Origin of the sequence: Rhodobacter sp. 24-YEA-8 (assembly GCF_900105075.1) — a bacterium.
GTDB lineage: Bacteria > Pseudomonadota > Alphaproteobacteria > Rhodobacterales > Rhodobacteraceae > Pseudogemmobacter.
This window is the reverse complement of the sequence record NZ_FNSK01000001.1, coordinates 1,930,566-1,956,888: the sequence shown is the minus strand read 5'-3', so window position 1 is coordinate 1,956,888 and position 26,323 is coordinate 1,930,566. Positions and strand designations below refer to the sequence as shown.

The following is a 26,323-nucleotide window of genomic DNA, read 5'->3' as shown; positions in this document are numbered from 1 at the left end:
GGGAAAGGGAAAAAGTTAACCACCGGATATTGTGCGGGCCAGGTGTGGCCGCGAGGACTCAAACCTTGTGCGCCGGCGGGATGCATTTTCACATGTTATGCGTCATTTTCATGTTACGATTTCATGCATGACGCAGAGAATCGTCCTTCTTTCAGCCTGCCTTGCCGCGAATGTCGCAGCCGGGATGCCGCTGGCGGCGCAGGAGGCATTGGCGAAAGGTCCCGGTGGTAAGGCGATCTGCGCGCCAAGGGCAAAATTGCTGGCGCGTCTGGAACATGGGCGTGATTTTGCTGCACAGGGCCAGGGGTTGCGCGATGCCGAGGCGATGATCGAGATCCGTGCCGATACAGATGGCAACTGGCTTTTGATTCAAAACTACGCCGATGGGTTGAGCTGCCTCCTCGCAATGGGCGAGGCCTGGGAAGGGGCCAGCCCCTCCGCGTCACAACTCGCGGAGCAGGAGAAACCGCCCGCAGCCCTGCCGCCGGTTGGGAAAACCGATCCGGCCTGAGGCAAGGTGCGAAAGCCAAAGCCTTGGCTCAGACGTGCGTGGCGCCGAAAGAGGGCAGGAGCCGGGGGCGGCGTCAGTTGTCAGTCGCAAGAGCCGGTGATCCAGACCTTATCGTCAAAGCTCCAGCATTGGCCGATACCCTCTTTCGCGCCGTAAAGCAGGTCGAGCCCGCTTCGGACCGAGCCTTTGGTGCAGTCGAGCGCGGCGATCAGTGTCTCGCCCCTGAGCACATTCACCCCGCCTTCGAGCTTTGCATCCGGATCCTGCCGATCAAACCCGGACCAGACATCGTAGCTGGTCGTGGCATTATGGAATGTAACGGCCTCCCAGATCGTGCGGCCGACGCCAGGCCAGGGCTGATACTCCAGGTCGCTCAGCGTGGTGTTGATCTGCAGTTCGTGCTTGCCTGGCGCGCCGAAGCGATAGTTCACAGCGCTGCCGGTGTGGCAGAGTTCCAGCTCTTTCTTGCCGATCCGGCATTCAAAGAGGCTCTCCCCCTGGCAGGCGGCAAAGACGGGGGCGGCGATGAGAAGGCCGGCGGCAAAAGGGGCAAGGGCAGCAGGAGAAAACGCGCGCATCGGGCATCCTGAAATCGGGTTGCACGCTAGGCTGGAGGGAAATGCCCCGAGGCGCAAGGGAGGGCTTTCCGGGTATTTTCATTCTGGCGCTTTCACCGGGGCGCGTGCTGTCCTGGGGGGATGGCGCATGACCAGAGCGCTTGCCAGTGGCGGCTCGCTCGCATAGTCGCCTTGGAAACTGGAGGTTCTGAGCATGGAAATCTGGATCCCGATCACCCTTGCCGGGGCCTTTTTGCAAAACCTGCGCTCGGCCGCGCAGAAGCATCTGAAAGGCGCGATGGGTACGACCGGCGCGACCTTCGTGCGCTTTGGCTTTGGTCTGCCGGTGGCGCTTTTGATGCTGGCGGGGGTGCTGGCCTCGGGGCGCGGGCCACTGCCGGTGCCGCAGATCGAGTTCGCGGTTTGGGTGCTGATCGGAGCGCTGGCGCAGATCGCGGGGACATTCCTGCTGATCCACCTGTTTTCCTTTCGGAATTTTGCGGTCGGTACGGCGTATTCGCGGACCGAGCCGGCACAGGCGGCGCTGTTCGGCCTGATCTTTCTGGGCGAGCGGGTGACGCCGGGCGCGCTGGCGGCGATCGCGATCAGCGTGGCGGGCGTGATGCTGATATCGGTCGCGCATGTCCAGGGGGGCTGGCGGAGCCTCCTGACCTCGGTCTTCTCGCGCAATGCGCTGATCGGGCTGGGGTCCGGGGCGATGTTCGGGGTATCTGCGGTGTCTTACCGGGCGGCGTCGCTTTCGCTCGGAGGGCCGGATTTCCTGACCCAGGCGACGCTGACACTGGTTGCAACGCTGCTGGTGCAGGTGGTGGTGATGGCGGGCTGGATGCTCTGGCGTGAACGGGAAGAGTTTTCCCGCATCGCAAAGGCGTGGAAAGTATCGCTTTTTGCGGGCATCTGTGGGGCAGGGGCCTCGCTCTGCTGGTTTGCGGCAATGACCCTGCAAAATGCCGCAGTGGTAAAGGCGCTTGGTCAGATCGAGCTTTTATTCACCTTTGCGGCGACGGTGTTCTTCTTTCGCGAAAAGATTGCGCCGCGCGAAGTGACCGGCTGCCTGTTGATCACCGGCGGGATCGTTGTCCTCCTGATCTTCGGCTGAGCGGAGGGAGATGCGGTTGCGCCAAAGGCGCAACCGGGGAGGGGGCAGGGGAGGGGGAACCCCTCCCCTGCCCCCTCCCCGCCGCCCGCCGCCCGCCGTAAGGCGGGCGGCCAGCGCCTCTGGCGGATGGTGCCTTCAGATCACAGCGGTTTCAGCCCGGCCTCGATCCGCGCGCGCTTTGCTTCGAGGAAGGGCGGCAGCGACAGGCGTTCGCCGAGGCTTTCCAGCGGCTCGTCCACGGTGAAACCAGGCGTGTCCGAGGCGATTTCGAACAGATTGCCACCGGGTTCGCGGAAGTAGAGGCTGCGGAAATAGTAGCGTTCCACCTCGCCGGAAGAGGGAATGCGGAAGTCCCTGAGCCGTGCGGCCCAGTCCTGGATGCCTTGCGTATCCGGGGTGCGGAAGGCGACATGATGCACCGCGCCCGCGCCCTGGCGCGCCACGGGCAGCCCGGGCTGCACCGCGACATGCAGTTCCGCCGATGGCCCGCCCTGGCCCATCGAGAAGACATGCACCACCCCTTCGCCATCCGGGCTCGCATATTCGCCGGTCTCGCGCATGTTCATCACCCGCTCCAGCACTGCCTTTGTCGGCGCCAGGTCCGCGACCGAGATTGTGATCGGACCAAGGCCCCGGATCTGATGCGCCGCCTCGACCGGGCTGCGGTCCCAGGGGTTCGCCAGACCCGGCCGATCGGCGGTCAGCCGGAAACGCTGCCCTTCGGGGTCTTCAAAATCGAGGCTCACCCGCCCGTCAACCGTGCTGACAGCCCCGCTTTCCAGCCCATGATCGCGGATCCGTCCGGCCCAGAAGTCAAAGCTGTCAGGTGCGATCCGAAGGCCGGTCCGGCTGATCGAATGCACCCCGCGCCGTTCGCGCCCCACCGGCCAGTCAAAGAAGGTCAGGTCGGTGCCGGGGCTTGCCAGCCCGTCGGCATAGAAGAGATGATAGGCCGAGGTATCGTCCTGGTTCACAGTTTTCTTCACCAGCCTCAGACCCAGGGTCTCGGTATAGAAGCGTTTGTTTTCAGGGGCATTGGCGGTGATCGCCGTCAGGTGATGGATGCCGCCGAGTGTAAGGTCAGAAGAGTTTGCCATGATCGGCCTCCTTTCGTTGTCCTGAATATGCGCGCCGATGGCGTTTCCTTCCAGCAGGGCATTGCCTGATCCGGCGTTCGCGCTTTACGAACGAGCCTGCCCAGGCGACACTTGGTCATGCGCTATACTCTTGATGAAATCGACACTTTCCTGACCGTGATGGAGCTGGGCACTGTCACCGCTGCTGCCGCGCGGCTGAACCTGTCGAAATCGGTGATCTCGAAACGGCTGGGGGATCTGGAAACCGGGCTTGGCGTGGCGCTGTTTCGCCGCAATGCCGGCCGCATCACCGCGACCGAGGCCGCACACCGGCTGGCCACCCGCTTTCGCCCGGCGCTGACCGATCTGCGCGCGGCGGCAGAATCCGCGGCATGGGGCGGGATGGGGGATGGGGAGGGGCTGCGCGGAACGCTCTCGCTTGCTGCGCCCATGACCTTTGGCACACTGCATCTGACCGGGATTATCGCGGATTTCGCGCGCCTTCATCCGGGGCTGGAGATCCGGGTCGATTATGACGACCGTGCCCGTGATCTTGCGCGCGAAGGGTTTGACCTCGCGATCCGGGTTGGCCAGTCACCGGGCGGCGCGCTGATGTCGCGAAAGCTCTGCGAGGATCGCTCGCTGGTCTGTGCCAGCCCCGATTTCCTGGCCCGCCACGGCAGTCCCGCAGGTTTGCAGGATCTGACCGGCCAGCCGGTGATCGGCTACAGCCATATCTCCAACGCGGATCTCTGGCAGCTGAGCGAGGGCGGGCGCATGGTCTCGCCCGCCGTGACCGAGCGGATCAGCGTCAATAATGGCGAGGCGATGCGCGATATGGCGGTGGCGGGGCTTGGCTTTGCGATGCTGCCCGGCTTTATCGCAGCGCCGGCATTGCAATCGGGGGCGCTGGTGGCGGTGCTCGGGCACTGTGGCACCCGCAGCCTGCCAGTGACGGCGCTCTGGCCGCCGGTGCAGCCGATGCCACTGAAGCTCCGGCGCTTCATCGACCATCTGCTGGGGCATTTCAACGGCGAAGCCCCCTGGCTCAAGGTGATCCAGGGGGCGACACAGGGTTAAGCGCGGGCCCGGAGCCAGGCCCTGGCATGGGTCAGGTCGTCAGAGGCCAGCTCATGTCCGGCGGAAAGCGTCTCGGCGGTCAGATCGGCACCGCCCTGGCGCAAAGCGCTTTCCAGCGCCGGGGTCATGCGGGCGAAGGGATCGCGGGCGCCGTTCAGCATCAGGACCTCTGGTGCACCCAGCTTATCACCAGGTGGCACCTCCAACGCCTGCACGGCGCGCAACAGCATTGCGCGGTTCACCACGCCCGGATGCAATTGCAGGATCGCACCCAAGAGGTTTGCGCCATTGGAATAGCCGAGGAAAGAAAGCCTCGCCTCGTCAAGCCCATAGCCCCGGATTGCACCTGCGGCGAAATCCGCAAAGGCCTCTGCCTCGGCACGGATATCCTCCTGGTCATAGGTCACCGCGTCAAAACGGCAGAACCAGCGGTTGATGCCTTCCTCGGTCGAGCGCCCGCGCACGCCCAGCAATGTGGCACGCGGATTGATCTTATGCGCCAGCGGCATGAGATCGGTTTCGTTTCCGCCGGTGCCATGCAGCAGCATGATGGTCGAGCCATCGGGGTCTTCAGGCCGGTGAAAACGGTGGATGAAGGCAAGATCGCGCATCGGAAACCTCTCCTCGCCCGGGCGGGCGAATTGCGGCAGCATGACCCGAAGATCATCTGCCCGCGCGGCATCAGAGGGCGGCACCATCAGGGTGCGGCCCAGCTGATCCGGCGCCTCATCAACGCTCATTCCCGGCCCGTCCGTGGCAAATTCGATCAGCGTGCCGGCCGGTTCGCGGACATAGAGCGACAGGAAATATTTACGGTCATGGACATGGGTGGGTCCGTAATCCTTAAGCGAGACCCGCATGGCCTGAACTGCCGCCACATCCGGGGCGCGGAACGCGACGTGATCGGCCACGCCCGCGCCCTGGATCGAAGGCACGAAGCCGGAAACCTCGCGGATATCAACCACATCCGTGTCAGAGCTGAGCCGGCGGCTGGCGCCGTCGCGGGCGATATCGGCATAGCCGAAGCCGGTGATGAAACCGGCGGTCTCATCGCCTTTATCGGTCAGGATCGTGACGCCCCGGACCCGCATCGCAGCCATGGTATCGGTGCCGGTCAGCTTCACGACCATCCCGTCCGGGTCTTTCAGCCGCAAGACCGGCTCACCGAATTCCCGAGCCGGCCCTTCGACCTGGATCCGCGCCGACAGAGCTTTGGTCAGCCAGTCGCCGATCGTCTCCGGCGGCACCGCCAGAGCGATTTCCGAAACCTGGCCTAGGCCGGTGCGGCCCCTTCCCGCAGCCTCCCAGATAAGGAAGGTCAGAAGCGAGCCGGGGCTGCCGACCGCGTCGCCATAGATCAGGTGGAGCTGTTCGGCATCCTCAAATCCCCCGGTCTGTTTGACCAGGTTCAGGCCCAGAAAGCCCATATAGAAATCGACATTCGCCTGAACATTGGCAGTGATGCCGGTGACATGATGGATACCAGTGGTCATTTCAGCTCTCCTGCAGGGATTGGCCCCGCCTTGCTTGCTTACCTGCCGTTCTTACTTACCAGCTTCCCGGGCGAGGATTTTCTGCACGGTCTCGTCTGCTGCCAGCCGGTCATAGAGCGCCTGAACATGGGGATAGTCCCTCAGCCCGCCGGGGATCTTTGCGCGACCCCAGCGGATCATCGGGAAGGCATAGGCGTCAATCACCGAACGTCCGCCGTCGAGGAACCAGTCGCGCCCCGTCAGATGATCGTTCAGCACCGCGAATTTCTTCTTCACCTGCTCGATCCCGGCGGCGGCCACGGCGGCTTTTGCCGCATCGGAGCCATCGGTCGTGTAGCGGTCGGGCATGAAGACGGGCCAGAAGGCGGCATGGACATCCGAGGTCAGGAAGGCCGACCATTTATGCGCCTCGGCCTTGGCGCGCAGGCTGTCGCCGCCCGCAAGCCCGGCCTCGGGATGTTTTTGCGCGAGATAGTCGAGGATCGCGCCGGCCTGGGTCAAAAGCCAGCCATCATCTTCGCGCAAAACCGGCACTGCGCCGGTCGGATTGACCGCGAGGATCTCGGGCGAGCCGGCGGTGACCCGCACTGCCTCATAAGGCGCGCCGATCCATTCCAGCACGATATGGGGCGCCAGCGAACATGCGCCCGGTTTGTAGAAAAGAGTGGTCATTCCTGCCTCCTGTCGAAACCTTCATTGACTATATGCCATTTCGCGGCGCCAGGGGGCAGTCCCCGGAGCCGGAATGCCGCGTTCGTAAATACCGAACGGCAGGAGGTTAAGTGTCAGCTTTGCGGCAGCCAGGTGCGGGCGACCTTTTTCGCGAAACTCTTCAGACCCTGGCCGGGGCCGGCGAGGAATTCCTCTGCCCGGGCCGCGTAATGTTTCGAGAAATCACGAATCCACCAGCCGACCGCCTTTTGCATGAACCAGTCGCTTTCAGAGACATAGCGGGCGGCCCAGCCCAGCACCCGCTCGCGGATGTCCAGATCTGCTGCTTTCGGGTTGCTCATCCGTGCCCAGGGCAGGGTGAAAACCAGCGTCGCACGGCGCGACCACATATGCGGCGAGGTCACCCAGGCCTCGACCTCGTCAAGGCGCGACGGATCGGCGATCAGCCGTCGCCCGCCGGCATCGGCAACATGGTCGGCAATCGCCCAGCCATCAAACTGCGGCACCCAGGAGGCGATCAGCGCCCAGACGCCGTCATCCGGGCGGATCCGCGCCTGGACCATCAGCTTGGCCGCCGCGATCCGCGCCTCATGGATATTACTGTCCCAAAGGCCGGAGGCCAGTGCGATCCTCTGGTCAATATCGATGTCTTCGCGCCAGGTTTTTGCCATTTCGGTCAGCACCGGCACCGGGATGCCAAGACAGTCGCGGGCGGTCTTGTGATAGCTGGCCACCTCGGCGGCACGGGCCGGGTCAGCGGCGGCACGAAGCCCGGCAAGCGCGGCCTCAAGAGTGATCTGGTCTGTCATTTTGCGGCTCCGGCCCCGGGGCTGTCTGCCGGGGAGCCTCTGCTATAACCGCACCTCCGCACGGGGACCAGATCGCGAAAGGCTCCTTCATCAGGACTGGCTGCCCTGCCAGGGAGTGCGAGCCGGCCTGCAATTCCGGGCCTCAGGCCGAATGCAGAACGGCAAGCTCGCGGATCCAGTCCAGGTGGAACGCATCCGCTCGCGCCGGGGGCTGCCGTTGCAGAAGTGTCGCGGCCAGCGGGTCGGGGGCGCTGATCTTGCTGCCTGAAAGCTCTTCAAGCACCGCGTGGCCGCAAAACGGGACATGGACCTCGGAATAGCCGCCCTCATGGCTCAGAACGAGGCGCCCGCCGCACAGATCCCGCGCCTTCTCCATCACCATGCGCGTCATCTGCCGGAAGGTCTCGGCCGTGGCCAGCATCCGGCCGAGCGGATCAACGCCCGACGCATCAAAGCCGCAGGCCACAAGAATCACATCCGGGCGAAACCGGTGCAGCGCCGGGACGACGATCTCTTCAAACACAGTCAGATAGGCGCGATGACCGGCACCGGGCGGCAATGGCAGATTGATATTGGCGCCAAGCCCGGCACCTTCGCCGCGATCCGCCGCATCTCCGGTATCAAGGGGGTAATTATGCTCCTGATGGATGGAAATCGTCAGCACATCGGGATCGGCATAATAAATCGCCTCGGTGCCATTGCCGTGATGAACATCCCAGTCCACCACCGCAAAACGGGTCGCACTTCCCTCGGCGCGGGCGGCCTCGATCGCCACCGCAATATTGTTGATCAGGCAAAAGCCATTCGGCCAGTCGGGAAGGGCATGATGCCCCGGCGGGCGCGAGAGGGCATAGGCATTCTGCAAGTCACCTGCCAGCACAGACCGCAGCGCGGCGACGGTCAGCCCCGCAGAAAGCGCCGCGATCTCATACCCGCCGCGCCCGAACGGCGTGCGCAGACCGAGCTCGCCGCCCCCCGCATCCGAAGCGGCGCGGAAGGCGTCAAGATAGGCCCGGGGATGTACCCGGGCGAGTTCCTGATCCGTCGCCGGATCGCTGCTGCGGTGGTCGAGATCACGGATCAGCCCGGTCACCTCGATCAGGTTCTTCAGCCTGCGCTTGGTTTCAGGGTTTTCGGGCAGCCCGCCCATGGTTGGCTGTACAAGGCCACCAACCGGCAGGGTCAGTGCATAATTGCCGCCGCCATGCCAGAAACACCGCTCATCTGAGAAAAAACCTGTGACCATCCGGGCCTCCTGTCTTGTGGCCAGAGTTGCGAAGCCCAATGCTGACCGCAAGGGGAAAGGACGCGAATATGACTTTGCCGGATCTGACCGGAATGGCGGTGAGCGGGACGGAAATCGCAGTGCGGGTAACGCCCAATGCGCGGCGCGAACAGCTGGAGCCCGGCATGCCCGTCAGGATCAGCGTGACGGTGGTGCCCGAAGATGGCCGCGCGACCCTTGCGGCGCGCGATCTGCTGGCGAAAGCGATGGGCGTGGCCAAATCGCGGCTCACCCTGATCCGGGGGGCCAAATCGCGCGACAAGCTCTTCCGGCTGGACTGAAGCCCGTGGCCTCCACCTGAACGTGCGACACCTGCCAGACCCCTGAGCGGTGCGAAAGATGCGTCCGGTTTCAGCGTTTGCGCATTTCGATCCGGTAGCTGCCCTCGGGCAGGTCGAGCGCGGCGGCCAGATCGGCGATCTGCGCCATCGACAGGGTGATGCGCGAGGTTTCATCGGTTTCGGGATCGGTCTGTTCGACCGTCACGCATTCATCAAAAGCGGTGATGGTGACATCGCCGGTCAGCGGCATGCCATCGCCCCCCTCGTCGATCAGGGTGACAACCGTGGCGTCATATTCGTGCTCGATCGTAAACATGAGGCCAGCATGGCCGCTTTGCGCGCGGGGGGCAATGTATGCGGCCCCGCTTCCGCGATTATTTCCTCCCCATGGCGGTGCCCTTTGCGGGCCGCCCGGTCTGGCGGTAAACTGTTGGTGTGCAGGCGCGCGCGCGTGATCCACATCCGGCCCTGGCGGCAATGTGCCCTTTCCGCGGGGGGAGAGTTGCTGCTAAGGCTGAACTGCCTTTTTCAGATTGTCCGGCGCCATGGTTCTCGATTCCCCGTCCAAAATTTCCCCTCTGGCCCTGATGCCTGGTCTGATCCCCGCCCTGGGACGGCTGGTCCGGATGCCGGTTCTCGCCGCGGGGCTTGCGGCTGCCATGGTGCTGTCAGGCTGTGTGGTCCCTGCGGGCTATCCGACCGGGAGCGGACCAGGCAGCACCCCGACGCGCCAGGAAGTTCTGACCTCGAACGGCAAGCCGCTTGCCGCCAATGACCCGATCCTTGACGTCGCCGCGCGTATGACCCCGGTTGTCATTCGCTTTTGCCGCGAGAAGCTGCGCAGGGGCAATTGCGCCTTCCAGATCGCGGTGGATGAAGACCGCGCGCAGCCCGCCAATGCCTTCCAGACGCTTGACGACAATGGCCGCCCGGTGATCGTCTTCACCCGCAGCCTGCTCAATTTGGCGAAGAACCCCGATGAGCTGGCCTTCGTGCTGGGCCATGAGGCGGCGCATCACATTGCCGGCCATATCCCGCGCCGTCAGGATCAGGCGATGACGGGGGCGATTCTGGTTGGCATCCTTGGCCAGTCGGCAGGCCTGACCGGCGAGGAACTGAAGCGCGTCCAGGAAATAGGCGCGGGCCTTGCCGCCCAGCATTATTCCAAGGAATTCGAGCTGGAAGCCGACGCGCTTGGGGCCGAGATCGCGATGGCGGCGGGCTATGATCCGATCCGGGGCGCGAATTTCTTCACCCGTCTGCCCGATCCCGGTGACCGTTTCATGGGGTCGCATCCCGCGAATTCCGAACGCCTCGCCGTGGTCCGTGCGACGGTGAAGCGGCTCGCGGGCGGCTGAGCGGATGGCGGATCTGCCGGATAGAGGCTTCACGCTTGCTGATGTGATCCGTGACCGAGGCTCGCGTTATGCGGTGTCGGGCGGGCCGGTGGCGGATAAGGCAGGCGCCCTGGCCTTTCTCACGGCTTTGAAACGCGACAAGAAATTCGCCAAAGCGACCCATAATTCCTGGGCTGCCGATACGCTGGCAGACGGGCCTTTGCGCAATGATGACGGCGAAAGCGGTGCGGCGGCGATCATCCTTCGGATGCTGGAGCGTGAAGGGCTGAAGGACCATATCATTGTCGTCACCCGTTGGTATGGCGGGGTGCATCTGGGCGGCGACCGGTTTTCGCATGTCACCGCCTGTGTCCGGGCCTGGTTTGAGGCGCGGCGCGAGCAGAGCGGGCGCTGACACGCGCCCGGATCCGTGGCCGTGCCACTTCGGCCGCTTTGTCGCGCGGCAGATCGCGGCCAGATCACGGCGCAGAACCGTGTCGAGCACCGGCCCCGCTCCGTCGCTGAGCAGGCTGCGGCCATTCATATGTTCCGGCTGGATCGCCTGGCGCAGGGTCAGCTGCGATTTCTTGCTCTGGCGGGTCAGCCCATCCTTTGCCCAGGCGCGATCCGTGTCGCTGTCGGCGCGCCCGTGATCAGCAACGCCATGGACCGGCGCCTGCCAAGGAGAATGGAATGATGCAAAAACACAGAAAAGCCTCCGTAATACGGGCTCTCTGTGGCAAAAGAAGATGGCGCGAAAGCGGCATATCAGTGCCGCTACTGGTCTCGCCGCGCCGCCGTCTCAGAGGGAGCCGTTCAGACCAGCCGGCCCCAGAGGTCATATTCCCCGGCCTCGTCCACCTCGACCATGACCATATCGCCGGGGGTCAGCCCCTCGAAATCCTCGTCAATAAAGAGATTGCCATCGATTTCCGGCGCGTCCGCTTTGGTGCGGCAGGTGGCGCCGTCTGTATCCACTTCATCGACGATCACTTCGATCCGGGTGCCGATTTTCGCTGCCAGTTTCGCCTCGGAAATCGCCTGGGCTTTCTCCATAAAGCGGGCAAACCGCTCTTCTTTGACCTCTTCCGGCACATGATCGGGCAGGCTGTTTGACCGTGCACCGCTCACATTCTCGTATTTAAACGCACCGACCCGGTCGAGCTGCGCCTCATCCAGCCAGTCGAGCAGCGTCTGGAACTCTGCCTCGGTCTCGCCGGGATACCCCACGATAAAAGTCGAGCGCAGCACGATATCGGGGCAGGCGGCGCGCCAGGCGGCGATCTCGTCCAGCGTTCGCGACGCCGCTGCGGGGCGCGCCATACGTTTCAGCACCTCGGGATGGGCGTGCTGGAAGGGGATGTCGAGATAGGGCAGGATCAGCCCTTCCGCCATGGCCGGGATCAGGTCGCGCACATGCGGATAGGGATAGACGTAATGCATCCGGACCCAGGCACCGAGCGAGCCGAGATCGCGCGCCAGCGACAGGATCGGGAATTTCTCGTCGCGGCCTTTCCAGTCGGTGCCATAGGCCGAAGTGTCCTGGCTGATGACCAGCAGCTCTTTCACGCCTGCCTCGACCAGCTTTTCCGCCTCGCGCAAGACCGCCTTTGCCGGGCGTGACTGCAGCTTCCCGCGCATGTCGGGGATGATGCAGAACTTGCACTTATGGTCGCAACCCTCTGAAATCTTGAGATAAGAGAAATGTCGTGGCGTGAGGCGGATGCCTGAGGCCGGCAGGAGGTCGATAAACGGATCGGGCGAGGGCGGCACGACGCCATGCACCGCATCCAGAACCTGTTCATATTGATGCGGGCCGGTCACGGCCATCACTTTGGGATGCGCGCCGGTGATATATTCGGGCTCGGCCCCCAGGCAGCCGGTCACGATCACCCGGCCATTCTCGCGCAGGGCTTCGCCAATCGCATCAAGGCTTTCGGCCTTGGCCGAATCCAGAAACCCGCAGGTGTTCACGATCACCGCATCGGCACCCTTGTAATCGGGCGAGATCGCATAGCCCTCGGCCCGGAGCCGCGTCAGGATCCGCTCGCTGTCGACCAGCGCTTTGGGGCATCCGAGCGAGACCATGCCGATTGTAGGCTGCCCCTCACGGCGCGCCATTTCGGGGACGGTTGCACGGGCAAGGTCAGGGCGGAGGAGCGGAGGATTTTGCGACATGCGCGCGCATATAGGTCATTCCCGCCGCCTCGGATAGAGGGATCGGTTTCTGTCGCGCCTCAAAGTATAAAAGGCCTTCGCCGCCGGCTTCCTGACAGAAATACTCCCGCTGCAAGGCGCCCGCATCCCGGACAGGGGAACGACAAGGCCTCCGCTCCCGGCAATTTGATGCCAGAGCCGTGCTGCATCACGCAGCGCTCCTTGCCCGGGGAACCGCTCCGCTCCTAAACTCGTTACCAGAGCACAATAAAAGACTGGAGACGGCGATGCGGTGGGTTTGGCGGGCGCTTGCGGGTCTGGCGGTCCTCGTGCTGATCCTGGTGATCGGTGTCATGCTGATCCCGACCGAACGGATCGCCCGGCTGGCGGCGGATCAGTTCGAAAAAGCCACCGGCCGTGCCCTGCATATCGAGGGCGAGGTATCGCCCCGGTTCTGGCCGGTTCTGGGCATCAAAACCGGTCCGGTCACCATCGCCAATGCCGCCTGGTCCGACAGTGCCACGCCGCTCTTTGCGGCGGACAGCGTGACCATCGAACTCAGTGCTTCGGCGCTTCTCGGGGGCGATGTGAAAATCCTCGGGATCGCGTCGCAACGCCCGCGTCTGCAGCTTGAGCGCAGCAAAAGCGGCGAAGCCAACTGGGAATTTCAGCCCGAGCCAGTCGCCACACCAGACGGGGCGGGGGATACAGCACCCGCCGTCAATGCGCCCGCTGGCCCGACCGCCTTCACGCTCGAACGCGGTCTCATCTCCGGCGCGACACTGCGCTATATCGACCATGGCACGGGTCAGGATCTGGTGCTGGACGGGGTCGATGCCGAGATTTCCATTCCCGATTTCACCGGGCCCTTCACCCTGAACGCGCGCGCGGTCGCCTCTGGCCAGCCCCTGTCGATCAGCGCCGAAGGCGGGGTGTTTTCCGCCTTTGCCGATGGGCGGGTGGTGCCGCTGACGCTTGATCTGACCATCGGGCAGAACCGGATCGGCTTTGTCGGGCGTGGCGGCTGGGCGCCCCGGGCGGCCGAGGGCGCGCTGACCGCCAGTCTTTCCGATATCCCCGCCCTGGGGGCGGCCCTGGGAACGGCGGTTTCGGCCCCTCCTACGGGCTTTGGCGCCGACAGGCTTTCCGTCACCGGTCAGGTGATGCTGGATGAAAAAGGCGCGCTCTATCTTCGCGGCGCTGAAATCATCGCGGATAACAACCGCCTGCTCGGGGATCTTGATCTGAGCCAGGGCGAGGCGCGCCCGAAGATCTCGGGCAATCTGCGGGCAGATGCGCTTGAGTTCGCTGGCCTCGCGGGCGGCGGTGGCAGCCCTGGACCCGGCGGTGGCGCAGCGGGGGGCATGCAGGCACGGGGCTGGCCCAGGGACCATATCGACGTCTCGGCCCTTGGCCTCGTCGATGCCAATATCAGCCTCGCCGCCAATTCGGTCGATCTGGGCGTGGTGAAATTCGGTGAAACCCGCTTCATGCTGACCGTTGACCGCGCGCGTGCGGTGTTCGATCTGCGCCAGCTTGCGGCCTATGGTGGCGCGGTCAGCGGCGAATTCGTCGTCAATGGCCGGGGCGGGCTGTCGGTCGGGGGCAATCTTTCGCTTGTGGGGCTCGATGTAGCGCCCCTGATGCAGGATCTTGCCGGCTGGGACCGGATGATCACCAAGGCGAGCCTCAATCTGAAATTCCTCGGCGTCGGCAATTCCATTGATGAGATCATGCGCAGCCTGAAAGGGGATGGCAGCCTGACGCTGGGCAAGGGGGAACTCCGGGGGCTCGATATCGCGGGCATGCTGCGTCGGCTCGACACCTCTTATGTCGGCGAGGGGCAGAAGACGATTTTCGACGGGATCGCCGGCACATTCACCATTCTGGACGGCAATCTCACCACCAGCGATCTGAGCCTCGTCGCCCCCTACCTGACCGCAAGCGGCGCGGGGCGCATCGGGCTGGGGGACCGCGATCTCGACATGCGGCTGCGCCCGACCGCCTTCCCGGGCGGCGGTGAGGGCACCGGCGGTGTGATGGTGCCGTTGCGGATCACCGGTTCCTGGGCGGATCCGACCTACCGCCTGGATCTCGAGGCCATCGCGCGCGAAAAGATGGAGGCCGAGGCAAAGGCCGCCGAGGAACGGCTGAAACAGGAGGCGAAAGAGGCGGAAGCGCGGGCGAAAGCCGAGCTTGAGGCAAAGCTGAAATCCGAGCTCGGGATCGAGGCCGCCGCAGAGGAAAGCCTGCAGGATGCCGCCAAACGCCGCGCCCGCGAGGCGGTCTCGCAAGAAGCCGGGCGGCTTCTGGAAGGGATCCTTGGTGGCAACTGATCTGCTGGCCGAGCTGACAGCGGCCGAGAACCGGGTCTGGCAGGCGCTGGTGGCGGGCGATGCCACCGCAGATGGGGCGGCGCTGGATGACAGCTTTCTGGGCGTCTATCCGAGCGGATTCTCCGATAAAGCCGGCCATATCGGCCAACTCGCAGAGGGGCCGGTGACGGAGCATTTCCGGCTTTCAGAACTGCGCCTTATGCGCCTGGGCGGCCTTGATCCGCATGACATTGCCCCGCAAGACCTGGAACCGGATGAGAAGAGGGCGTCTTGTGAGGGGCCTGGAGACAGCGGGCCACCCGGCCCGGGCGCTGCCACAGAACTGGCTCTCCTGGCCTATCGTGCCGATTTTCGCCGCAAGGGCGCGATCAGGGATGAGGCCTACTATGTCAGTTCGATCTGGCGCCGACAGGGCGGGGCCTGGATCAATCTCTTCAGCCAGGACACGCCGGTTGCAGGTATCGCGGGCTGAGCCCTGGGGCAGAACCAGACAAAAGAACCTCAGGACATTAAAAAAGGGCCGGGTAATCCCGGCCCTTCTGCATTCTTTCCGCCGGCTCAGTTGGTCGGGCGGATATAGATTTCGACGCGGCGGTTCTTTGCACGACCGTCGGCGGTCTGGTTCGAGGCCACCGGCACATCTTCGCCCCGGCCAATTGCCGAGATCCGGCCCGCTGGTACGCCATTGTTGCGCAAAACGGTCGCAACCGAATTGGCGCGGCGCTGCGACAGGTCGAGGTTATAGGCGGCAGCCCCGGTCGAATCGGTATGGCCGATGATCTGGACCTGGCTGTTCGGATAGCGCGTCAGGCTTTGTGCCACGGCGCGCAGATCGCCCTGCAGCGAGCCCGAAAGCGTGGCGCTGTCGGTTGCGAACAGCAGATCCTGCGGCATGTTCACCAGCAGGTAATCGCCATGATTGGTGACATTGACGCCGGGCGACATCTGCGAGCGCAGCTCGGCTGCCTGCTGATCCAGCGTTGCCCCGATGGCGCCGCCCGCGATGGCGCCGATCACGCCGCCCACGGCCGCCTTGCCAAGGCTGCCCTTGCCGCCCGAGCTGGCGCCCGCCGCCGCGCCGACCAGACCGCCCATGATCGCGCCCTGCTGGGTGCGGGCATTGGGATTGTCGGGATAGGCATTCGGATCGACGCAGCCCGTCAGGGCGATGACGCATACCGAAGCAAGTAGAATGGAAATCCTGGTCATGGTGCTGCTCTTGTCTGACAGAGGTTTGGCCCGCAAAAGGCCGGGCTTGCCCTATCCTATATCACCTGAAAAGGATCGGTGACAGTGGGGTGACGCTGACCTGTCCCATGCGCGGCTCTGTGCCGATCGGCCCATGTTTGCGGCTTTCCGGGCAAGAGGCGTGAGGGATTGTTTTCCCCTGATCCGGGTACTCCCGCCGGCGGCATCCGCCACAGGCCATAGGATAATCCCGCTGCAATTGGCGCAAAACGCTTGTTTCCCGCCCTCCCGCCATGGCAAAGCGCTGCCATGATACGCCAGCTCGATTACAACGCGATGCACGCCGTCTTCACCCGCTTTCGGGAAACCGAAGCCGAGCCAAAGGGCGAGCTTGACCACACCAACGCCTTCACGCTGCTGGTGGCAGTGGCGTTGTCGGCTCAGGCCACCGACAAGGGCGTGAATCGCGCGACGCGCGAGCTGTTTCAGATCGCCGATACTCCGGAAAAGATGCTCGCGCTTGGTGAGGAGCGCCTGATCGAGCATATCAGGACCATCGGCCTTTATCGCAATAAGGCGAAAAACGTCATCAGGCTCAGCCAGCGTCTGATTGACGAATATGGCGGCGAAGTGCCGTCCTCGCGCGCAGCCCTCGTGACGCTGCCCGGGGTCGGCAGGAAAACCGCCAATGTCGTGCTGAATATGTGGTTCCGCATCCCGGCCCAGGCCGTCGACACCCATATTTTCCGCATCGGCAACCGCAGCGGCATCTGTCCGGGCCGCGACGAGACCGCCGTTGAGCGCGCCATCGAAGACAATGTTCCCGCCGAATTCCAGCAACACGCGCATCACTGGCTGATCCTGCATGGGCGGTATATCTGCATCGCGCGAAACCCCAAATGCGGCATCTGCCCGATCAGAGACTGGTGCCTTTTCGAGGAGAAGACATGAAGAAATACCAGGTCGTGGGCATCGGAAATGCCATCGTGGATGTGCTCTCCACTGCGGATGACAGCTTTCTGACGCGCACCGGCATCGAAAAGGGCATCATGCAGCTGGTCGAGCGCGAGCGGGGCGAGTTTCTCTATGATGCGATGGACAATCGTCGCGAGGCACCGGGCGGCTCAGTCGCGAATACCATCGCGGGCCTTGGCAGTCTTGGCCTTTCGACCGGCTTTATCGGCCGGGTCAGCGATGATGGCCTTGGTCGCTTTTACGCGCAAAGCATGGCGGATGAGGGCACCGATTTCGTAAACCCGCCGGTGCCAGGCGCAGAGCTTCCGACATCGCGCTCGATGATCTTTGTCTCGCCCGATGGCGAGCGTTCGATGAACACCTATCTCGGGGTATCGTCCGAACTGGGGCCGGAGGATGTGTCGGATTCGGTCGCCGGTGGCGCCGGGATCCTGTTCCTTGAGGGCTATCTTTACGACAAGGACAAGGGCAAGGCGGCGTTTGAACGCGCCGCAAAGCTCACCCGTCAGGGCGGCGGCAAGGCCGGGATCGCACTTTCGGACCCGTTCTGCGTCGACCGTCACCGCGACAGTTTCCGCAAGCTGGTGAAAGATCTCGATTACGTCATCGGCAATGAGCATGAATGGGCCTCGCTTTACGAGACCGATCTGTCAACGGCGCTGGAACAGGCGGCGCAGGATGCCGGGCTGGTGGTCTGCACCCGCTCTGGCTCCGAAGTGATCCTGATCCGCGGCGATGAGCAGGTGGTGGTGCCGGTCACCCGCGTGGTGCCGGTCGATGCGACCGGGGCAGGGGATCAGTTCGCGGCGGGCTTCCTTTATGGTCTCGCGACCGGGGCCTCGCTCGAAGTGTCTGGCCGGATGGGCTGCGTCGCCGCTGCCGAGGTGATTGGCCATTTCGGCGCACGCCCCGAGACGGATGTGCTGGGGCTGTTCCGCGCCGCAGGTCTGGTGACTGGCTGACCACAGGAAAGCCGGGCGCATCCTTGCGCCCGGTTTCTTATAGAGAAACCGGGCCGCCGCCTGCTGCAGCGACCCGGTTCCGGCGGGCAGCCGATGCGGCTGCTGCGCGGGTCATCCTGGTTGCGGCGCCTCTTTCCTCGCGAACAGCTGATTTGTGATGCCGCCGCCGATGATCAGCCCGATACACCCGGGGGCACGCCACATTCAGAGCCTCTGATCAGGGTTGCGCGACAGGGCCTGCCGACAGGCAGTCGGCAAGATGCCGGGCGGTCGAGGTCAGCAGCAGCGTATAGAGCTCCGGTCCCGGTTGCATCGCGGTCCCCACGGGGTCAAGCGCGGCGCCGATCCGGACACCGGTGTTTTCCGCCACCCGTTCCGCCAGAGCCGGGTCCTGTCCGGCCTCGGGGAAAAGGCAGACCACCTCTCCGGCGGCGACTTTCGCGCGCAGCTCGGTCAGGTGTTTCGCGCCTGGCGTGCTGGCATCCCCCGGCGAAATCGATCCTGCAGAGCTGAGCCCGTAATGCGCGGTGAAATAGCCCCAGGCGTCATGAAAGCCTACGAAAGGCTGGTCTTTGACCGGGGCGAGCAGCGCCTGCGCCTCGGTATCGGCGGCCGTGATTTTCTCTGCGGCGGTGGCGGCATTGGCCTGATAAATCGCTGCGTTCTCGGGATCCAGCCGGCCCAGTTCAGCTGCGATCACCCCGAGCCAGAGCTTGCCATTGGCCGGGTCGAGCCAGGCATGCGGGTCGGTTCCCTCATGGGAATGATCATGATCATGGTCATGATCATGGCCGTCGCCCGCGGCCTCGCCATGGTCATGACCGTCTTCATGGTTGTGATCATGATCATGATCGTGCGCATGATCATGTCCGTGGTCGTGGTCATGCTCCTCTGCATCGCCGTCTTTGGCATAATCCTGCAGATGCGTGCCCTTTGTCGCAAGGAGGCCGAGCACCGCAGCGCCGGACGGCCGCAGCGCGAGCGGCTGTTCAATCCAGGGCGTCAGCTCCGGCCCGATCAGCACCACCAGATCCGCCGCCGAAAGTGCGCGCGCCTGGGACGGGCGCAGCTGGAAATGATGTTCGGATGCGCCGGGTTCCAGCAGGAGATCGGGCTGGCCGAGATCCCCCATCACCGCTGCGACCAGCGAGTGGACCGGCGGGATATCGGTCACCACTTTCGGCACTTCGGCGAAGGCGGCGGTGGCAAAGGCCGCAGGAAGGAGAGCGGCGCTGCCAAGCAGGATGGCGGCGCTGGAAAGGGTGTTCGATATGATATAACGCATGAGACAGGTCTTCCGCATGAGAGGCGCATGATCTATGTATGTAATACCATAACACGTCAAGGGGCCAATATGGCACATGATCACGCTACGGATTGTCCGGCCTGCCAGGAGCCGGCTGCGGCCTTTGCCCGCCATGATCATGCCCATTGCGCCCAGGATGTGCTGGAACGCGCCGATGGGCTGGTGGCCCTTAATGGGGCGCGGCTGACGCCGGTGCGGCGACGGGTGCTGGAGATCCTGCTGGAGGAACATCGCGCCATGGGGGCCTATGATGTGCTCAAGCGCCTCGCGTCCGAGGGCTATGGCAACCAGCCGCCGGTGGCGTACCGGGCGCTGGAATTCCTTGTTGAACAAGGGCTTGCCCATCGGGTGCGGCGGCTGAACGCATTTACCGCCTGTATGCATCCCGGTGAGGCCCATGCGCCCGCTTTCCTGATCTGCCGCATCTGCAACACCGTGGCCGAGGCCCCGGCGGCGGCGGTGCGCGAGGCGCTGGACGCTGCGGCCGGCCTCCTTGGTTTTCGCGTTGAACGCTCGACCGTCGAGGCGCTCGGGCTTTGCCCCAGCTGCCAGGAGCAGGCGGCGTGAGCACCGGCAGCCTGCTCAGCGCGACAGGCATCTGCATCCGCTTTGGTGGTGATGAGGTGCTGCATGATATTTCGCTTGGCATCGAGCCTGGCGAGATCGTCACCATTCTTGGCCCCAACGGCTCGGGGAAATCGACGCTCCTGCGCGCGCTTCTGGGCATTCTGCCGCTGAGCAAGGGCAGTATCACCCGCGCGCCTGGGCTCCGGATCGGCTATGTGCCGCAGCGGCTGGTGATTGAGCGGACCATGCCGCTGAGCCTGCGCCGTTTTCTGTCGCTGCCCAGGCGCGTGACCGATGTGCGCGCCGAAGCCGCGTTGGCCCAGGTCGGGCTGGAAGGCAAGGGGGGCTTGCAGATGGCCGCGCTGTCGGGCGGGCAGATGCAGCGCGCGCTCCTGGCCCGCGCGCTGCTGTCGGCCCCGCAGCTTCTTATTCTGGATGAGCCGACCCAGGGCCTTGACCAGCCGGGCGAGGCCGCCTTTTACCGGCTGATCGAGGAGGTGCGGGCCGGGACCGGTGCTGCTGTCCTGATGGTCAGCCATGATCTGCATGTCGTCATGGCGGCAAGCGACCGGGTGATCTGCCTTAACGGTCATATCTGTTGCCAGGGCACGCCGCAGGTGGTCTCGACCGCGCCGGAATATCGCGCGCTTTTCGGCATGGGCACCCATGGCGCACTGGCGCTCTATCGCCATGAACACGATCATGATCATAACGGACCGCAGGATCATCGCTGCGGCCATGATCATGACCATCACCACCACCATCACGGAAACGCCCCGCATGTTTGACGATCTGGTAACCCGCGCGACGCTTGCGGGGGCAGGGCTTTCGCTTGCGACCGGCCCGCTTGGCTGTTTCGTCATCTGGCGGCGCATGGCCTATTTCGGCGATGCGACCGCACATGCCGCGATCCTTGGCGTGGCGCTGGCGCTGGCGGTTGATCTGCCGGTGAGCCTGGGCACCCTGGTCGTGGCGCTTGCGATGGCGGTGACGGTGGCGGCGCTGGCGGTCAGGGGCTGGGCAATGGATACGGTGCTGGGCGTGCTGTCGCATTCTGCGCTGGCCTTCGGCCTGGTGGCGGTCAGCTATTTCCCGACCGTGCGCAGCGATCTGTCCTCCTGGCTTTTCGGTGATATCCTCGCGGTCGGCACTGGCGACCTGGCCTGGATATGGATCGGCGCAGGGCTTGTGGCGGCGCTGATCGCCTGGCGCTGGCAGGCGCTTCTGACCACGACGCTGAACGAGGATCTCGCCCATGCTTCGGGCCTTAACCCTGCGCGGGAACGGCTGGTGCTGGTCGTGGCGCTGGCGGTGGTGGTTGCAGTGGCGCTGAAGCTGGTCGGCGCGCTTTTGATTGCGGCCATGCTGATCATCCCGGCGGCAAGCGCGCGCTGGCTGGCGCGCGGACCCGAGGCGATGGCAGTGCTGGCGGTGGGGTTTGGCGTGGTTTCGGTCTTTCTGGGGCTGCAGCTCTCGCTCTGGCAGGACACGCCGGCAGGGCCTTCGGTTATTGTCGCGGCGGCAGGAATGTTCGCGCTGGCGGGGCTGGTCTCGGGGCTTGTGACCCGGATCAGGCCCGCATCCCGGCAGGGCTGAGGGCGTCAGCGCCCGCAGGAAGGTGCGGCATCCGGCTGAAAACTGCCGCGCCATTGCCCGAGACCTGCCCGATTTCTGCAATACCCCGGGGCCCGGACGGCATGGTGCCCGACGGCTTTGCAGGTGTGGAATGCGTTTTAGCAATATATTGATCGGTATCGTCCTGCCGGTGGCGGCCCTGACTGCCTGGCTGTGGGTCGGCTTTCAGAAGACCAATCAGGCCAATCTGGATGAGGGGCGCGATCAGGTCACCTTTGATCAATACGTCCTTGCCTGGGCCTCGGGCCCTGGCAGTGCCGATTTATCGCATCTGCCCGGCGGCGGCGTGACGGCGCTGGCCGATATGTTCCCTGAGGCACCAGAGGGCTGGACCCGCCGGACAGTATCCAGGGCAGATGGCAAGGCGCTTGCGGTCAGGGGGCTGGACGCGCGCCGCCAGGCCTTGCTGAAAGATGCCGCGATCGAGGACAGCGGCGCGGGTGTCGAGCAGGCCAGCGCGGCTTGGGATACACCCGACGGTGTCCTGGTCGCGGAACTGGTGCGCTATCCCGACACGCTGTTTGCAACGCCCGTTGGCGTAAGCCTGCTGGACCAGAACCGCGCGCCCTTTGGCCAGATCGGCAATCAGCCCTTGATGAACATCGCGGGGCTTGAGATCCGCGAGGCGCTGCTGGCGCCGCAGATCCCGGCCCGCGTGTTGCGCGCAGGGATTGACGGGCAGATCGTGCTGCGCGTCTCGGCGCCGAAACGGATCTCGGACGAGACCCTGCTGAGCTTTTTCGCCACGCTGAATGTCGCGGCGATGAATGCTCGCCTGGCGGCGCCAATTGCGGGCATGGGCGAGGTGAAGGACGGCAAAAAGCGCCTCGCCGTGCTGGTTGCGGGCATGTCCGATGCCCAGCGGGCTGTGCTGGAAGAGGCCGGCGCGGGGTTCAGCACGGATTATGCCCGCCTTACCGCCGCGCGCGAGGCGCTCCGGGCCGGGCTGAGCGAAGCCGGGCCTGTTGTGGCTGAGGGGGAACCGGGTGCGGCCATTGCCGCTGCACCGAAAGAGACGGTGGCGATCCGGCGGGGTGTCGCAAAAAATGATCCTGGCCGCAGCAGTTTCAGGACCGGCGGCAAGGACAGCGGTTTGCAGGATGACTGCAAGAAGGTCGGCGGTCGCAAGACCTGTGGCGTGGCGGCGCCCCAGGCAGAATAGGCGCCTGCCGCCGCCGGCCAGCCTGGCCCGGGCCCGCGCCTTTGGTTGCGAAGGCCGTGCGCAGGGACGGCCCGGCCGGCGGATCAATCACCGTGCGGCGCGCCTATGTCATCGTGCCGCCTCCGCGCGAGGGCTTCGCAATCACGCGAGGCCTGCACGGGGGCCCCCGCAAAGGGGCAGCCATCACTCCCGCGAACTGCGCCGATGTCGCTTTTTGACGCTATGGGTCGTGCGGTGCAGCCCCGTCTTCTGCCGCTCTGGCAGTAATGACCCACCACATTCCGCCAAGATCATCCCGCCGGAGAAGCCCAGATGAAAACCCATGTCAAAGCCCTCGTCGTTGGCGGCGGTGCCGTTGGCACTTCGATTGCCTATCACCTGCAAAAGGCGGGCTGGGAGACGATGCTGGTCGAACGCGACGAGCTGACCTCCGGTTCGACCTGGCACGCGGCCGGCCTGCTGCCTTTGTTCAACATGGGCTATGCGACCACCCATATCCATAAATACTCGGTCGATTTCTATAAGGGGCTGGAGGCTGAAACCGGCCTCAATGCGGGCTTTTCCATCTGTGGCAACCTGCGCATGGCGCAGACCGATGACCGGATGGACGAATATATGCTCTATTCCTCGGTCGCCGAGACCGCAGGCGTCTACCATGAATTCCTGACACCTTCGCAGATGAAAGAGCGCTGGCCGCTCCTGCGGACCGATGATCTGAAAGGCGCGCTCTTCCACCCGCAGGACGGCTATATCAACCCCGCCGATGTGACCCAGGCCATGGCCAAGGGCGCGCGCCAGCTGGGCGTGACGATTGAGCGCAAGATCCAGGTCGACGGCTATCGCTGGACGGGTTCGGAATGGATCGTTTCGGTCACCCGCATGGCCGATGTCGGCGGCAATCTGGTGCCGACCGAAGAGAAGTTCGAGATCCATGCCGAACATGTCGTCACCGCGACCGGCAATCATTCGCAGCGCACGGCGAAACTGCTCGGCATCAAGATCCCCGCGATCCCGGTCGAGCATCAGTTCATCGTGACCGAGCCCGACCCGGCGCTGGTCGCATATCGCGCCGCCGGAAACTCGGAACACCCCGTCCTGCGCGATGCCGATGCGAAATGGTATGTCCGCGAAGAACGCGGCGGCTGGATCCTTGGCCCCTATGAGCGCGGCGCACCCGCCCGCTTCCCCTACGGCGTGCCGGACAGCTTCCGCGCCGACCTCTTCCCGCTCGATCTGGAGCGGATCGAGGAAGAATATATGTCGATGATCCACCGGTTGCCCTCGTCGGAAGTCGTTGGTCTGAAAGATGATTTCAACGGCCCGATCTGCTATACGCCCGATGGCAACCCGCTGGTCGGCCCGGCGCCGGGCCTGCGCAATATGTGGCTGGCGGAAGGGTTCAGCTTTGGAATCACCGCCGCTGGCGGCACCGGCTATTACCTCGCCCAGATGATGGTGCAGGGCGAGGCCGAGATCGACATGGCGTCGCTTGATCCCAAGCGCTACGGGGCCTGGATGACCACCGAATACGCGGTGAAGAAGAATGAGGAATGCTATGAGCATGTCTTCATCCTCCACCACCCGGATGAGGAACGCGAAGCGGCCCGCCCGCTGCGCACCGCGCCCGCCTATGACCGCCAGCTGGCGCTTGGCGCGCAGATGGGCCAGGTCAATGGCTGGGAGCGTCCGAACTATTACGGCCCGCTCGATGCATCGCCGACATTCGACCATGATTCCCGCAGCTTCCGCCGCGGCGCCTGGTGGGAATTTGCCGAGCGCGAAGCGAAATCCGTGCGCGAGACCTGCGGTATCATCGACGCCTCCGCCTTCACCAAACATCTCGTGCGCGGCCCGGGCGCGACGGCCTTCCTCGACCATTTTACCTGCAACAAGCTGCCCAAGGTCGGTCGCATCAATCTGACCTATGCGCTCACTGATGCCGGCACCACCCGCACCGAATATACCATCGTGCGTCTGGCCGAGGATGAATACTACCTGATCTCGGCCGGGGCCTGGGCCGCCTATGATGCCGACTTCCTGCACAAAGCGGCGGAAGACTTCATCGCAGCCGGTGGCGGGCATATCGACATCCATGACATCACCACGCAATGGGGGGTCTTCGCTCTGGCCGGCCCGACCTCGCGCGCGATCCTCAATGAGATCGTCAAAGACGCAAACCCGCAAACCGTGCTTTCGAACAAACGTTTCCCCTGGCTTTCATATCGCGACATCGAACTCGGCATGTGCCCGGTCCGCGCGATCCGGGTGGCCTATACGGGCGAGCTCGGCTGGGAGCTGCATTACCCGATCGAATTCGGCCGCTACCTCTGGGATCTGCTGCTGAAAGCAGGCGAGAAGCACGGATTGACCCCGGTCGGCGCCCGCGCGCAAAACTGGCTGCGCCAGGAGAAAAGCTATCGCGCTTTCGGCACCGAACTGGGCCGCGACGCAACGCCACTGGAAGCAGCGCTCGACCGCTTTGTCGATCTTGAGAAAGATTTCCGCGGCAAACAGGCGATGCTTGACACAGGCGTGCGCGCGAAATGCGTGACTGTGCTGATCGATGGCCCGTCGGATACCGATCCCTGGGGCAAGGAAGCGCTGCTTCTGAATGGCGAGAAAATCGGGCGCCTGACCTCGGGCGGCTGGTCAGTGGTCTTCGGCAAGCAGATCGGCATGGGCTATGTTCGTCCCGACCTGGCCGAGATCGGCACGAAGCTGAAGGTTAAGATGCTGTTGAAAGAATGGGATGCGGTTGTTGTCGAAGACAGCCCGCATGATCCGGCCAATACCCGCATTCGCATCGACGGCTGAGCTGTGGCCAGCGTCCGGGGCTCTGCCCCGGACCCCGGGATATTTTCAGACAGATGAAAACAAAAAAACCTGCCCTTTTGTTGAGGGCAGGTTTCTTCATCTGTCCATAAATATCCCGGGAGTGCGGGGGCTGGCCCCCGCTTGTCTCCGGTTAGGGTGCGCGCGCGGCCAGCCAGGCGTTCCACTGGACGGGATTGCCCTCATAGACATTGATGTCGACTTCGCCTTTGACCCCTGGGACCAGCCCGGTCGAGGTATATTGCCAGAATAGCCAGTGCTGCCCGTCATAGAGGTCCTGCGGATGTTTCGCGACCGCGCGCAGCCAGAAATCGGCCCCGGTCACTTTCCACATCTGATTGTCTTCGAAGAAATCGATCGAGGTGTAGAGGATCGGTTTCTGACGGTAATGCCGGGTCAGGATATCGATGAAGATGCGCGCGTCTTCGCGGATCACGGAGGCCTCGCGACGGATGGTGCAGGTCGGCGAGAAAGGGGTCCATTCCATATCGAGGACGGGGGGCAAGCCGCCTGCCACTTTTGGCACATGGCGGATGAACCAGCGCGCCTGCTCTTCGGCGGAACGGCAATGGTAGAAGAAATGATAGGCACCACGCCGGACGCCGGCCCGACCTGCGCCGCGCCAGTGCTCTTCGAACATCGGATCGACCCGGTCGCCGCCCTCGGTCGCCTTGATGAAGGCGAAATTGACGCCATTGGCGCGGGCGGTCGCCCAGTCGATCTCGGTCTGGTAGCGCGCGACGTCGATCCCGTGCACGGCATAGCCCTGTGGGGGTTTGCCGCCCCAGCCGGTCACCGGCTTTGCATCACCGAAATTCGGCGCGGTCACAACATTGGACGCGATTGGGGTGGAAGGCCGCGCGGCGGGGCGGTCTCTGGACCCGACGCCACCACAGGCGGCAAGGGTCAGGCTCAGGGCGAGTGCGATCAGGATACGGGTCATGGCGCGGATCGTCGCCGATCCGGGCCGGGCTGTCACGGG

General features: G+C 64.3%; 26 protein-coding genes. 15 read left to right on the top strand and 11 right to left on the bottom strand.

What is annotated here, in order from left to right; genetic code table 11:
- Positions 1 to 127: 127 nt before the first annotated feature.
- Positions 128 to 511, top strand: coding sequence for a hypothetical protein (locus BLW25_RS09595; protein ID WP_143040484.1), 384 nt, complete (start codon positions 128 to 130; stop codon positions 509 to 511).
- Between the two features lie 80 nt (positions 512 to 591).
- On the opposite strand, the gene BLW25_RS09590 is transcribed toward BLW25_RS09595, so the two are convergent.
- Positions 592 to 1,089 (bottom strand): hypothetical protein, encoded by a 498-nt coding sequence (locus tag BLW25_RS09590; RefSeq protein WP_092898516.1) that lies wholly within the window; start codon positions 1,087 to 1,089, stop codon positions 592 to 594.
- A gap of 193 nt (positions 1,090 to 1,282) precedes the next feature.
- On the opposite strand from BLW25_RS09590, the gene BLW25_RS09585 reads away from it, so the two are divergent.
- Positions 1,283 to 2,188 carry a DMT family transporter gene (locus BLW25_RS09585; RefSeq protein ID WP_092898514.1) on the top strand — a complete coding sequence of 302 codons (906 nt, stop codon included), beginning with the start codon at positions 1,283 to 1,285 and terminating at the stop codon, positions 2,186 to 2,188.
- Between the two features lie 140 nt (positions 2,189 to 2,328).
- On the opposite strand, the gene BLW25_RS09580 is transcribed toward BLW25_RS09585, so the two are convergent.
- Positions 2,329 to 3,285 carry a ring-cleaving dioxygenase gene (locus BLW25_RS09580; protein WP_092898512.1) on the bottom strand — a complete coding sequence of 319 codons (957 nt, stop codon included), beginning with the start codon at positions 3,283 to 3,285 and terminating at the stop codon, positions 2,329 to 2,331.
- A 117-nt stretch (positions 3,286 to 3,402) separates the two neighbouring features.
- Between BLW25_RS09580 and BLW25_RS09575 the strand changes: the two genes are divergently transcribed.
- On the top strand, positions 3,403 to 4,344 hold the full coding sequence (locus tag BLW25_RS09575; protein ID WP_092898510.1) for a LysR family transcriptional regulator: 942 nt from the start codon (positions 3,403 to 3,405) through the stop codon (positions 4,342 to 4,344).
- Here BLW25_RS09575 and BLW25_RS09570 read toward each other — a convergent pair.
- The 4 genes from BLW25_RS09570 to BLW25_RS09555 all read right to left on the bottom strand — a co-directional run bounded on the left by BLW25_RS09570 (position 4,341) and on the right by BLW25_RS09555 (position 8,564).
- Positions 4,341 to 5,837 (bottom strand): VOC family protein, encoded by a 1,497-nt coding sequence (locus BLW25_RS09570; RefSeq protein WP_092898508.1) that lies wholly within the window; start codon positions 5,835 to 5,837, stop codon positions 4,341 to 4,343. The genes BLW25_RS09575 and BLW25_RS09570 overlap by 4 nt on opposite strands.
- A gap of 51 nt (positions 5,838 to 5,888) precedes the next feature.
- Positions 5,889 to 6,509 carry a glutathione S-transferase family protein gene (locus BLW25_RS09565; RefSeq protein ID WP_092898506.1) on the bottom strand — a complete coding sequence of 207 codons (621 nt, stop codon included), beginning with the start codon at positions 6,507 to 6,509 and terminating at the stop codon, positions 5,889 to 5,891.
- 113 nt (positions 6,510 to 6,622) lie between these two features.
- Positions 6,623 to 7,318 (bottom strand): DNA alkylation repair protein, encoded by a 696-nt coding sequence (locus BLW25_RS09560; protein ID WP_253188340.1) that lies wholly within the window; start codon positions 7,316 to 7,318, stop codon positions 6,623 to 6,625.
- 142 nt (positions 7,319 to 7,460) lie between these two features.
- On the bottom strand, positions 7,461 to 8,564 hold the full coding sequence (locus BLW25_RS09555; protein ID WP_092898504.1) for a class II histone deacetylase: 1,104 nt from the start codon (positions 8,562 to 8,564) through the stop codon (positions 7,461 to 7,463).
- Between the two features lie 68 nt (positions 8,565 to 8,632).
- Between BLW25_RS09555 and BLW25_RS09550 the strand changes: the two genes are divergently transcribed.
- A complete protein-coding gene (locus tag BLW25_RS09550) occupies positions 8,633 to 8,884 on the top strand; it encodes a DUF167 domain-containing protein (protein WP_092901813.1) in 252 nt (83 codons plus the stop codon).
- A gap of 70 nt (positions 8,885 to 8,954) precedes the next feature.
- On the opposite strand, the gene BLW25_RS09545 is transcribed toward BLW25_RS09550, so the two are convergent.
- The gene (locus tag BLW25_RS09545) at positions 8,955 to 9,200 is read right to left on the bottom strand and encodes a hypothetical protein (RefSeq protein WP_092898502.1); all 246 of its coding nucleotides are present in this window, start codon (positions 9,198 to 9,200) and stop codon (positions 8,955 to 8,957) included.
- Positions 9,201 to 9,510: 310 nt separating this feature from the next.
- On the opposite strand from BLW25_RS09545, the gene BLW25_RS09540 reads away from it, so the two are divergent.
- Both BLW25_RS09540 and BLW25_RS09535 read left to right on the top strand, forming a co-directional pair.
- The gene (locus BLW25_RS09540; protein ID WP_253188338.1) at positions 9,511 to 10,242 is read left to right on the top strand and encodes a M48 family metallopeptidase; all 732 of its coding nucleotides are present in this window, start codon (positions 9,511 to 9,513) and stop codon (positions 10,240 to 10,242) included.
- A 4-nt stretch (positions 10,243 to 10,246) separates the two neighbouring features.
- On the top strand, positions 10,247 to 10,636 hold the full coding sequence (locus BLW25_RS09535) for a YigZ family protein (protein ID WP_092898500.1): 390 nt from the start codon (positions 10,247 to 10,249) through the stop codon (positions 10,634 to 10,636).
- Between the two features lie 401 nt (positions 10,637 to 11,037).
- On the opposite strand, the gene rimO is transcribed toward BLW25_RS09535, so the two are convergent.
- Complete coding sequence (gene rimO / locus BLW25_RS09525; protein ID WP_092898496.1) at positions 11,038 to 12,399, bottom strand: 30S ribosomal protein S12 methylthiotransferase RimO; 1,362 nt, start codon at positions 12,397 to 12,399, stop codon at positions 11,038 to 11,040.
- 266 nt (positions 12,400 to 12,665) lie between these two features.
- On the opposite strand from rimO, the gene BLW25_RS09520 reads away from it, so the two are divergent.
- Together BLW25_RS09520 and BLW25_RS09515 are read left to right on the top strand one after the other, a co-directional pair.
- The gene (locus BLW25_RS09520; protein ID WP_092898494.1) at positions 12,666 to 14,714 is read left to right on the top strand and encodes an AsmA family protein; all 2,049 of its coding nucleotides are present in this window, start codon (positions 12,666 to 12,668) and stop codon (positions 14,712 to 14,714) included.
- On the top strand, positions 14,704 to 15,186 hold the full coding sequence (locus BLW25_RS09515; RefSeq protein WP_092898492.1) for a DUF4440 domain-containing protein: 483 nt from the start codon (positions 14,704 to 14,706) through the stop codon (positions 15,184 to 15,186). Before BLW25_RS09520 ends, BLW25_RS09515 begins: the two co-directional genes overlap by 11 nt.
- An 86-nt stretch (positions 15,187 to 15,272) precedes the next feature.
- Here the strand turns inward: BLW25_RS09515 and BLW25_RS09510 are convergent, their stop codons facing one another.
- The gene (locus BLW25_RS09510; RefSeq protein ID WP_092898490.1) at positions 15,273 to 15,923 is read right to left on the bottom strand and encodes a YiaD family glycine zipper/OmpA-like lipoprotein; all 651 of its coding nucleotides are present in this window, start codon (positions 15,921 to 15,923) and stop codon (positions 15,273 to 15,275) included.
- A gap of 288 nt (positions 15,924 to 16,211) precedes the next feature.
- On the opposite strand from BLW25_RS09510, the gene nth reads away from it, so the two are divergent.
- Positions 16,212 to 16,853 carry an endonuclease III gene (gene nth, locus BLW25_RS09505; protein ID WP_092898488.1) on the top strand — a complete coding sequence of 214 codons (642 nt, stop codon included), beginning with the start codon at positions 16,212 to 16,214 and terminating at the stop codon, positions 16,851 to 16,853.
- Complete coding sequence (locus BLW25_RS09500) at positions 16,850 to 17,839, top strand: adenosine kinase (RefSeq protein ID WP_092898486.1); 990 nt, start codon at positions 16,850 to 16,852, stop codon at positions 17,837 to 17,839. Before nth ends, BLW25_RS09500 begins: the two co-directional genes overlap by 4 nt.
- Before the next feature lie 217 nt (positions 17,840 to 18,056).
- Here the strand turns inward: BLW25_RS09500 and BLW25_RS09495 are convergent, their stop codons facing one another.
- Positions 18,057 to 19,124 (bottom strand): zinc ABC transporter substrate-binding protein, encoded by a 1,068-nt coding sequence (locus BLW25_RS09495; RefSeq protein WP_092898484.1) that lies wholly within the window; start codon positions 19,122 to 19,124, stop codon positions 18,057 to 18,059.
- Positions 19,125 to 19,193: 69 nt separating this feature from the next.
- Between BLW25_RS09495 and BLW25_RS09490 the strand changes: the two genes are divergently transcribed.
- From BLW25_RS09490 to BLW25_RS09470, 5 genes are all read left to right on the top strand, one after another.
- Entirely contained in the window at positions 19,194 to 19,712 is a 519-nt protein-coding gene (locus tag BLW25_RS09490) for a transcriptional repressor (protein ID WP_092898482.1), read from the top strand.
- Positions 19,709 to 20,500, top strand: a complete 792-nt coding sequence (locus BLW25_RS09485; protein WP_092898480.1) for an ATP-binding cassette domain-containing protein — start codon at positions 19,709 to 19,711, stop codon at positions 20,498 to 20,500. Before BLW25_RS09490 ends, BLW25_RS09485 begins: the two co-directional genes overlap by 4 nt.
- A complete protein-coding gene (locus BLW25_RS09480; protein ID WP_092901807.1) occupies positions 20,493 to 21,308 on the top strand; it encodes a metal ABC transporter permease in 816 nt (271 codons plus the stop codon). Before BLW25_RS09485 ends, BLW25_RS09480 begins: the two co-directional genes overlap by 8 nt.
- A gap of 130 nt (positions 21,309 to 21,438) precedes the next feature.
- Positions 21,439 to 22,509, top strand: a complete 1,071-nt coding sequence (locus BLW25_RS09475) for a hypothetical protein (protein WP_092898478.1) — start codon at positions 21,439 to 21,441, stop codon at positions 22,507 to 22,509.
- 312 nt (positions 22,510 to 22,821) lie between these two features.
- Positions 22,822 to 25,323: a GcvT family protein gene (locus tag BLW25_RS09470; RefSeq protein WP_092898476.1), complete on the top strand. Its 2,502-nt coding sequence runs from the start codon at positions 22,822 to 22,824 to the stop codon at positions 25,321 to 25,323.
- Between the two features lie 151 nt (positions 25,324 to 25,474).
- On the opposite strand, the gene BLW25_RS09465 is transcribed toward BLW25_RS09470, so the two are convergent.
- The gene (locus BLW25_RS09465; RefSeq protein WP_092898474.1) at positions 25,475 to 26,284 is read right to left on the bottom strand and encodes a glycoside hydrolase family 25 protein; all 810 of its coding nucleotides are present in this window, start codon (positions 26,282 to 26,284) and stop codon (positions 25,475 to 25,477) included.
- Positions 26,285 to 26,323 lie beyond the last annotated feature (39 nt).

What these genes read in the sequence shown, in the direction of transcription:
- BLW25_RS09480 (WP_092901807.1), top strand. Translation starts at nt 20,493, where the DNA reads ATGTTTGACGATCTGGTAACCCGCGCGACGCTTGCGGGGGCAGGGCTT.
- BLW25_RS09550 (WP_092901813.1), top strand. Translation starts at nt 8,633, where the DNA reads ATGACTTTGCCGGATCTGACCGGAATGGCGGTGAGCGGGACGGAAATC.
- BLW25_RS09565 (WP_092898506.1), bottom strand. Translation starts at nt 6,509, where the DNA reads ATGACCACTCTTTTCTACAAACCGGGCGCATGTTCGCTGGCGCCCCAT.
- BLW25_RS09595 (WP_143040484.1), top strand. Translation starts at nt 128, where the DNA reads ATGACGCAGAGAATCGTCCTTCTTTCAGCCTGCCTTGCCGCGAATGTC.
- BLW25_RS09590 (WP_092898516.1), bottom strand. Translation starts at nt 1,089, where the DNA reads ATGCGCGCGTTTTCTCCTGCTGCCCTTGCCCCTTTTGCCGCCGGCCTT.
- BLW25_RS09575 (WP_092898510.1), top strand. Translation starts at nt 3,403, where the DNA reads ATGCGCTATACTCTTGATGAAATCGACACTTTCCTGACCGTGATGGAG.
- BLW25_RS09495 (WP_092898484.1), bottom strand. Translation starts at nt 19,124, where the DNA reads ATGCGTTATATCATATCGAACACCCTTTCCAGCGCCGCCATCCTGCTT.
- BLW25_RS09570 (WP_092898508.1), bottom strand. Translation starts at nt 5,837, where the DNA reads ATGACCACTGGTATCCATCATGTCACCGGCATCACTGCCAATGTTCAG.
- BLW25_RS09580 (WP_092898512.1), bottom strand. Translation starts at nt 3,285, where the DNA reads ATGGCAAACTCTTCTGACCTTACACTCGGCGGCATCCATCACCTGACG.
- nth (WP_092898488.1), top strand. Translation starts at nt 16,212, where the DNA reads ATGATACGCCAGCTCGATTACAACGCGATGCACGCCGTCTTCACCCGC.
- BLW25_RS09560 (WP_253188340.1), bottom strand. Translation starts at nt 7,318, where the DNA reads ATGACAGACCAGATCACTCTTGAGGCCGCGCTTGCCGGGCTTCGTGCC.
- BLW25_RS09470 (WP_092898476.1), top strand. Translation starts at nt 22,822, where the DNA reads ATGAAAACCCATGTCAAAGCCCTCGTCGTTGGCGGCGGTGCCGTTGGC.
- BLW25_RS09545 (WP_092898502.1), bottom strand. Translation starts at nt 9,200, where the DNA reads ATGTTTACGATCGAGCACGAATATGACGCCACGGTTGTCACCCTGATC.
- BLW25_RS09465 (WP_092898474.1), bottom strand. Translation starts at nt 26,284, where the DNA reads ATGACCCGTATCCTGATCGCACTCGCCCTGAGCCTGACCCTTGCCGCC.
- rimO (WP_092898496.1), bottom strand. Translation starts at nt 12,399, where the DNA reads ATGTCGCAAAATCCTCCGCTCCTCCGCCCTGACCTTGCCCGTGCAACC.
- BLW25_RS09475 (WP_092898478.1), top strand. Translation starts at nt 21,439, where the DNA reads ATGCGTTTTAGCAATATATTGATCGGTATCGTCCTGCCGGTGGCGGCC.
- BLW25_RS09510 (WP_092898490.1), bottom strand. Translation starts at nt 15,923, where the DNA reads ATGACCAGGATTTCCATTCTACTTGCTTCGGTATGCGTCATCGCCCTG.
- BLW25_RS09535 (WP_092898500.1), top strand. Translation starts at nt 10,247, where the DNA reads ATGGCGGATCTGCCGGATAGAGGCTTCACGCTTGCTGATGTGATCCGT.
- BLW25_RS09555 (WP_092898504.1), bottom strand. Translation starts at nt 8,564, where the DNA reads ATGGTCACAGGTTTTTTCTCAGATGAGCGGTGTTTCTGGCATGGCGGC.
- BLW25_RS09540 (WP_253188338.1), top strand. Translation starts at nt 9,511, where the DNA reads ATGCCGGTTCTCGCCGCGGGGCTTGCGGCTGCCATGGTGCTGTCAGGC.
- BLW25_RS09585 (WP_092898514.1), top strand. Translation starts at nt 1,283, where the DNA reads ATGGAAATCTGGATCCCGATCACCCTTGCCGGGGCCTTTTTGCAAAAC.
- BLW25_RS09490 (WP_092898482.1), top strand. Translation starts at nt 19,194, where the DNA reads ATGGCACATGATCACGCTACGGATTGTCCGGCCTGCCAGGAGCCGGCT.
- BLW25_RS09500 (WP_092898486.1), top strand. Translation starts at nt 16,850, where the DNA reads ATGAAGAAATACCAGGTCGTGGGCATCGGAAATGCCATCGTGGATGTG.
- BLW25_RS09520 (WP_092898494.1), top strand. Translation starts at nt 12,666, where the DNA reads ATGCGGTGGGTTTGGCGGGCGCTTGCGGGTCTGGCGGTCCTCGTGCTG.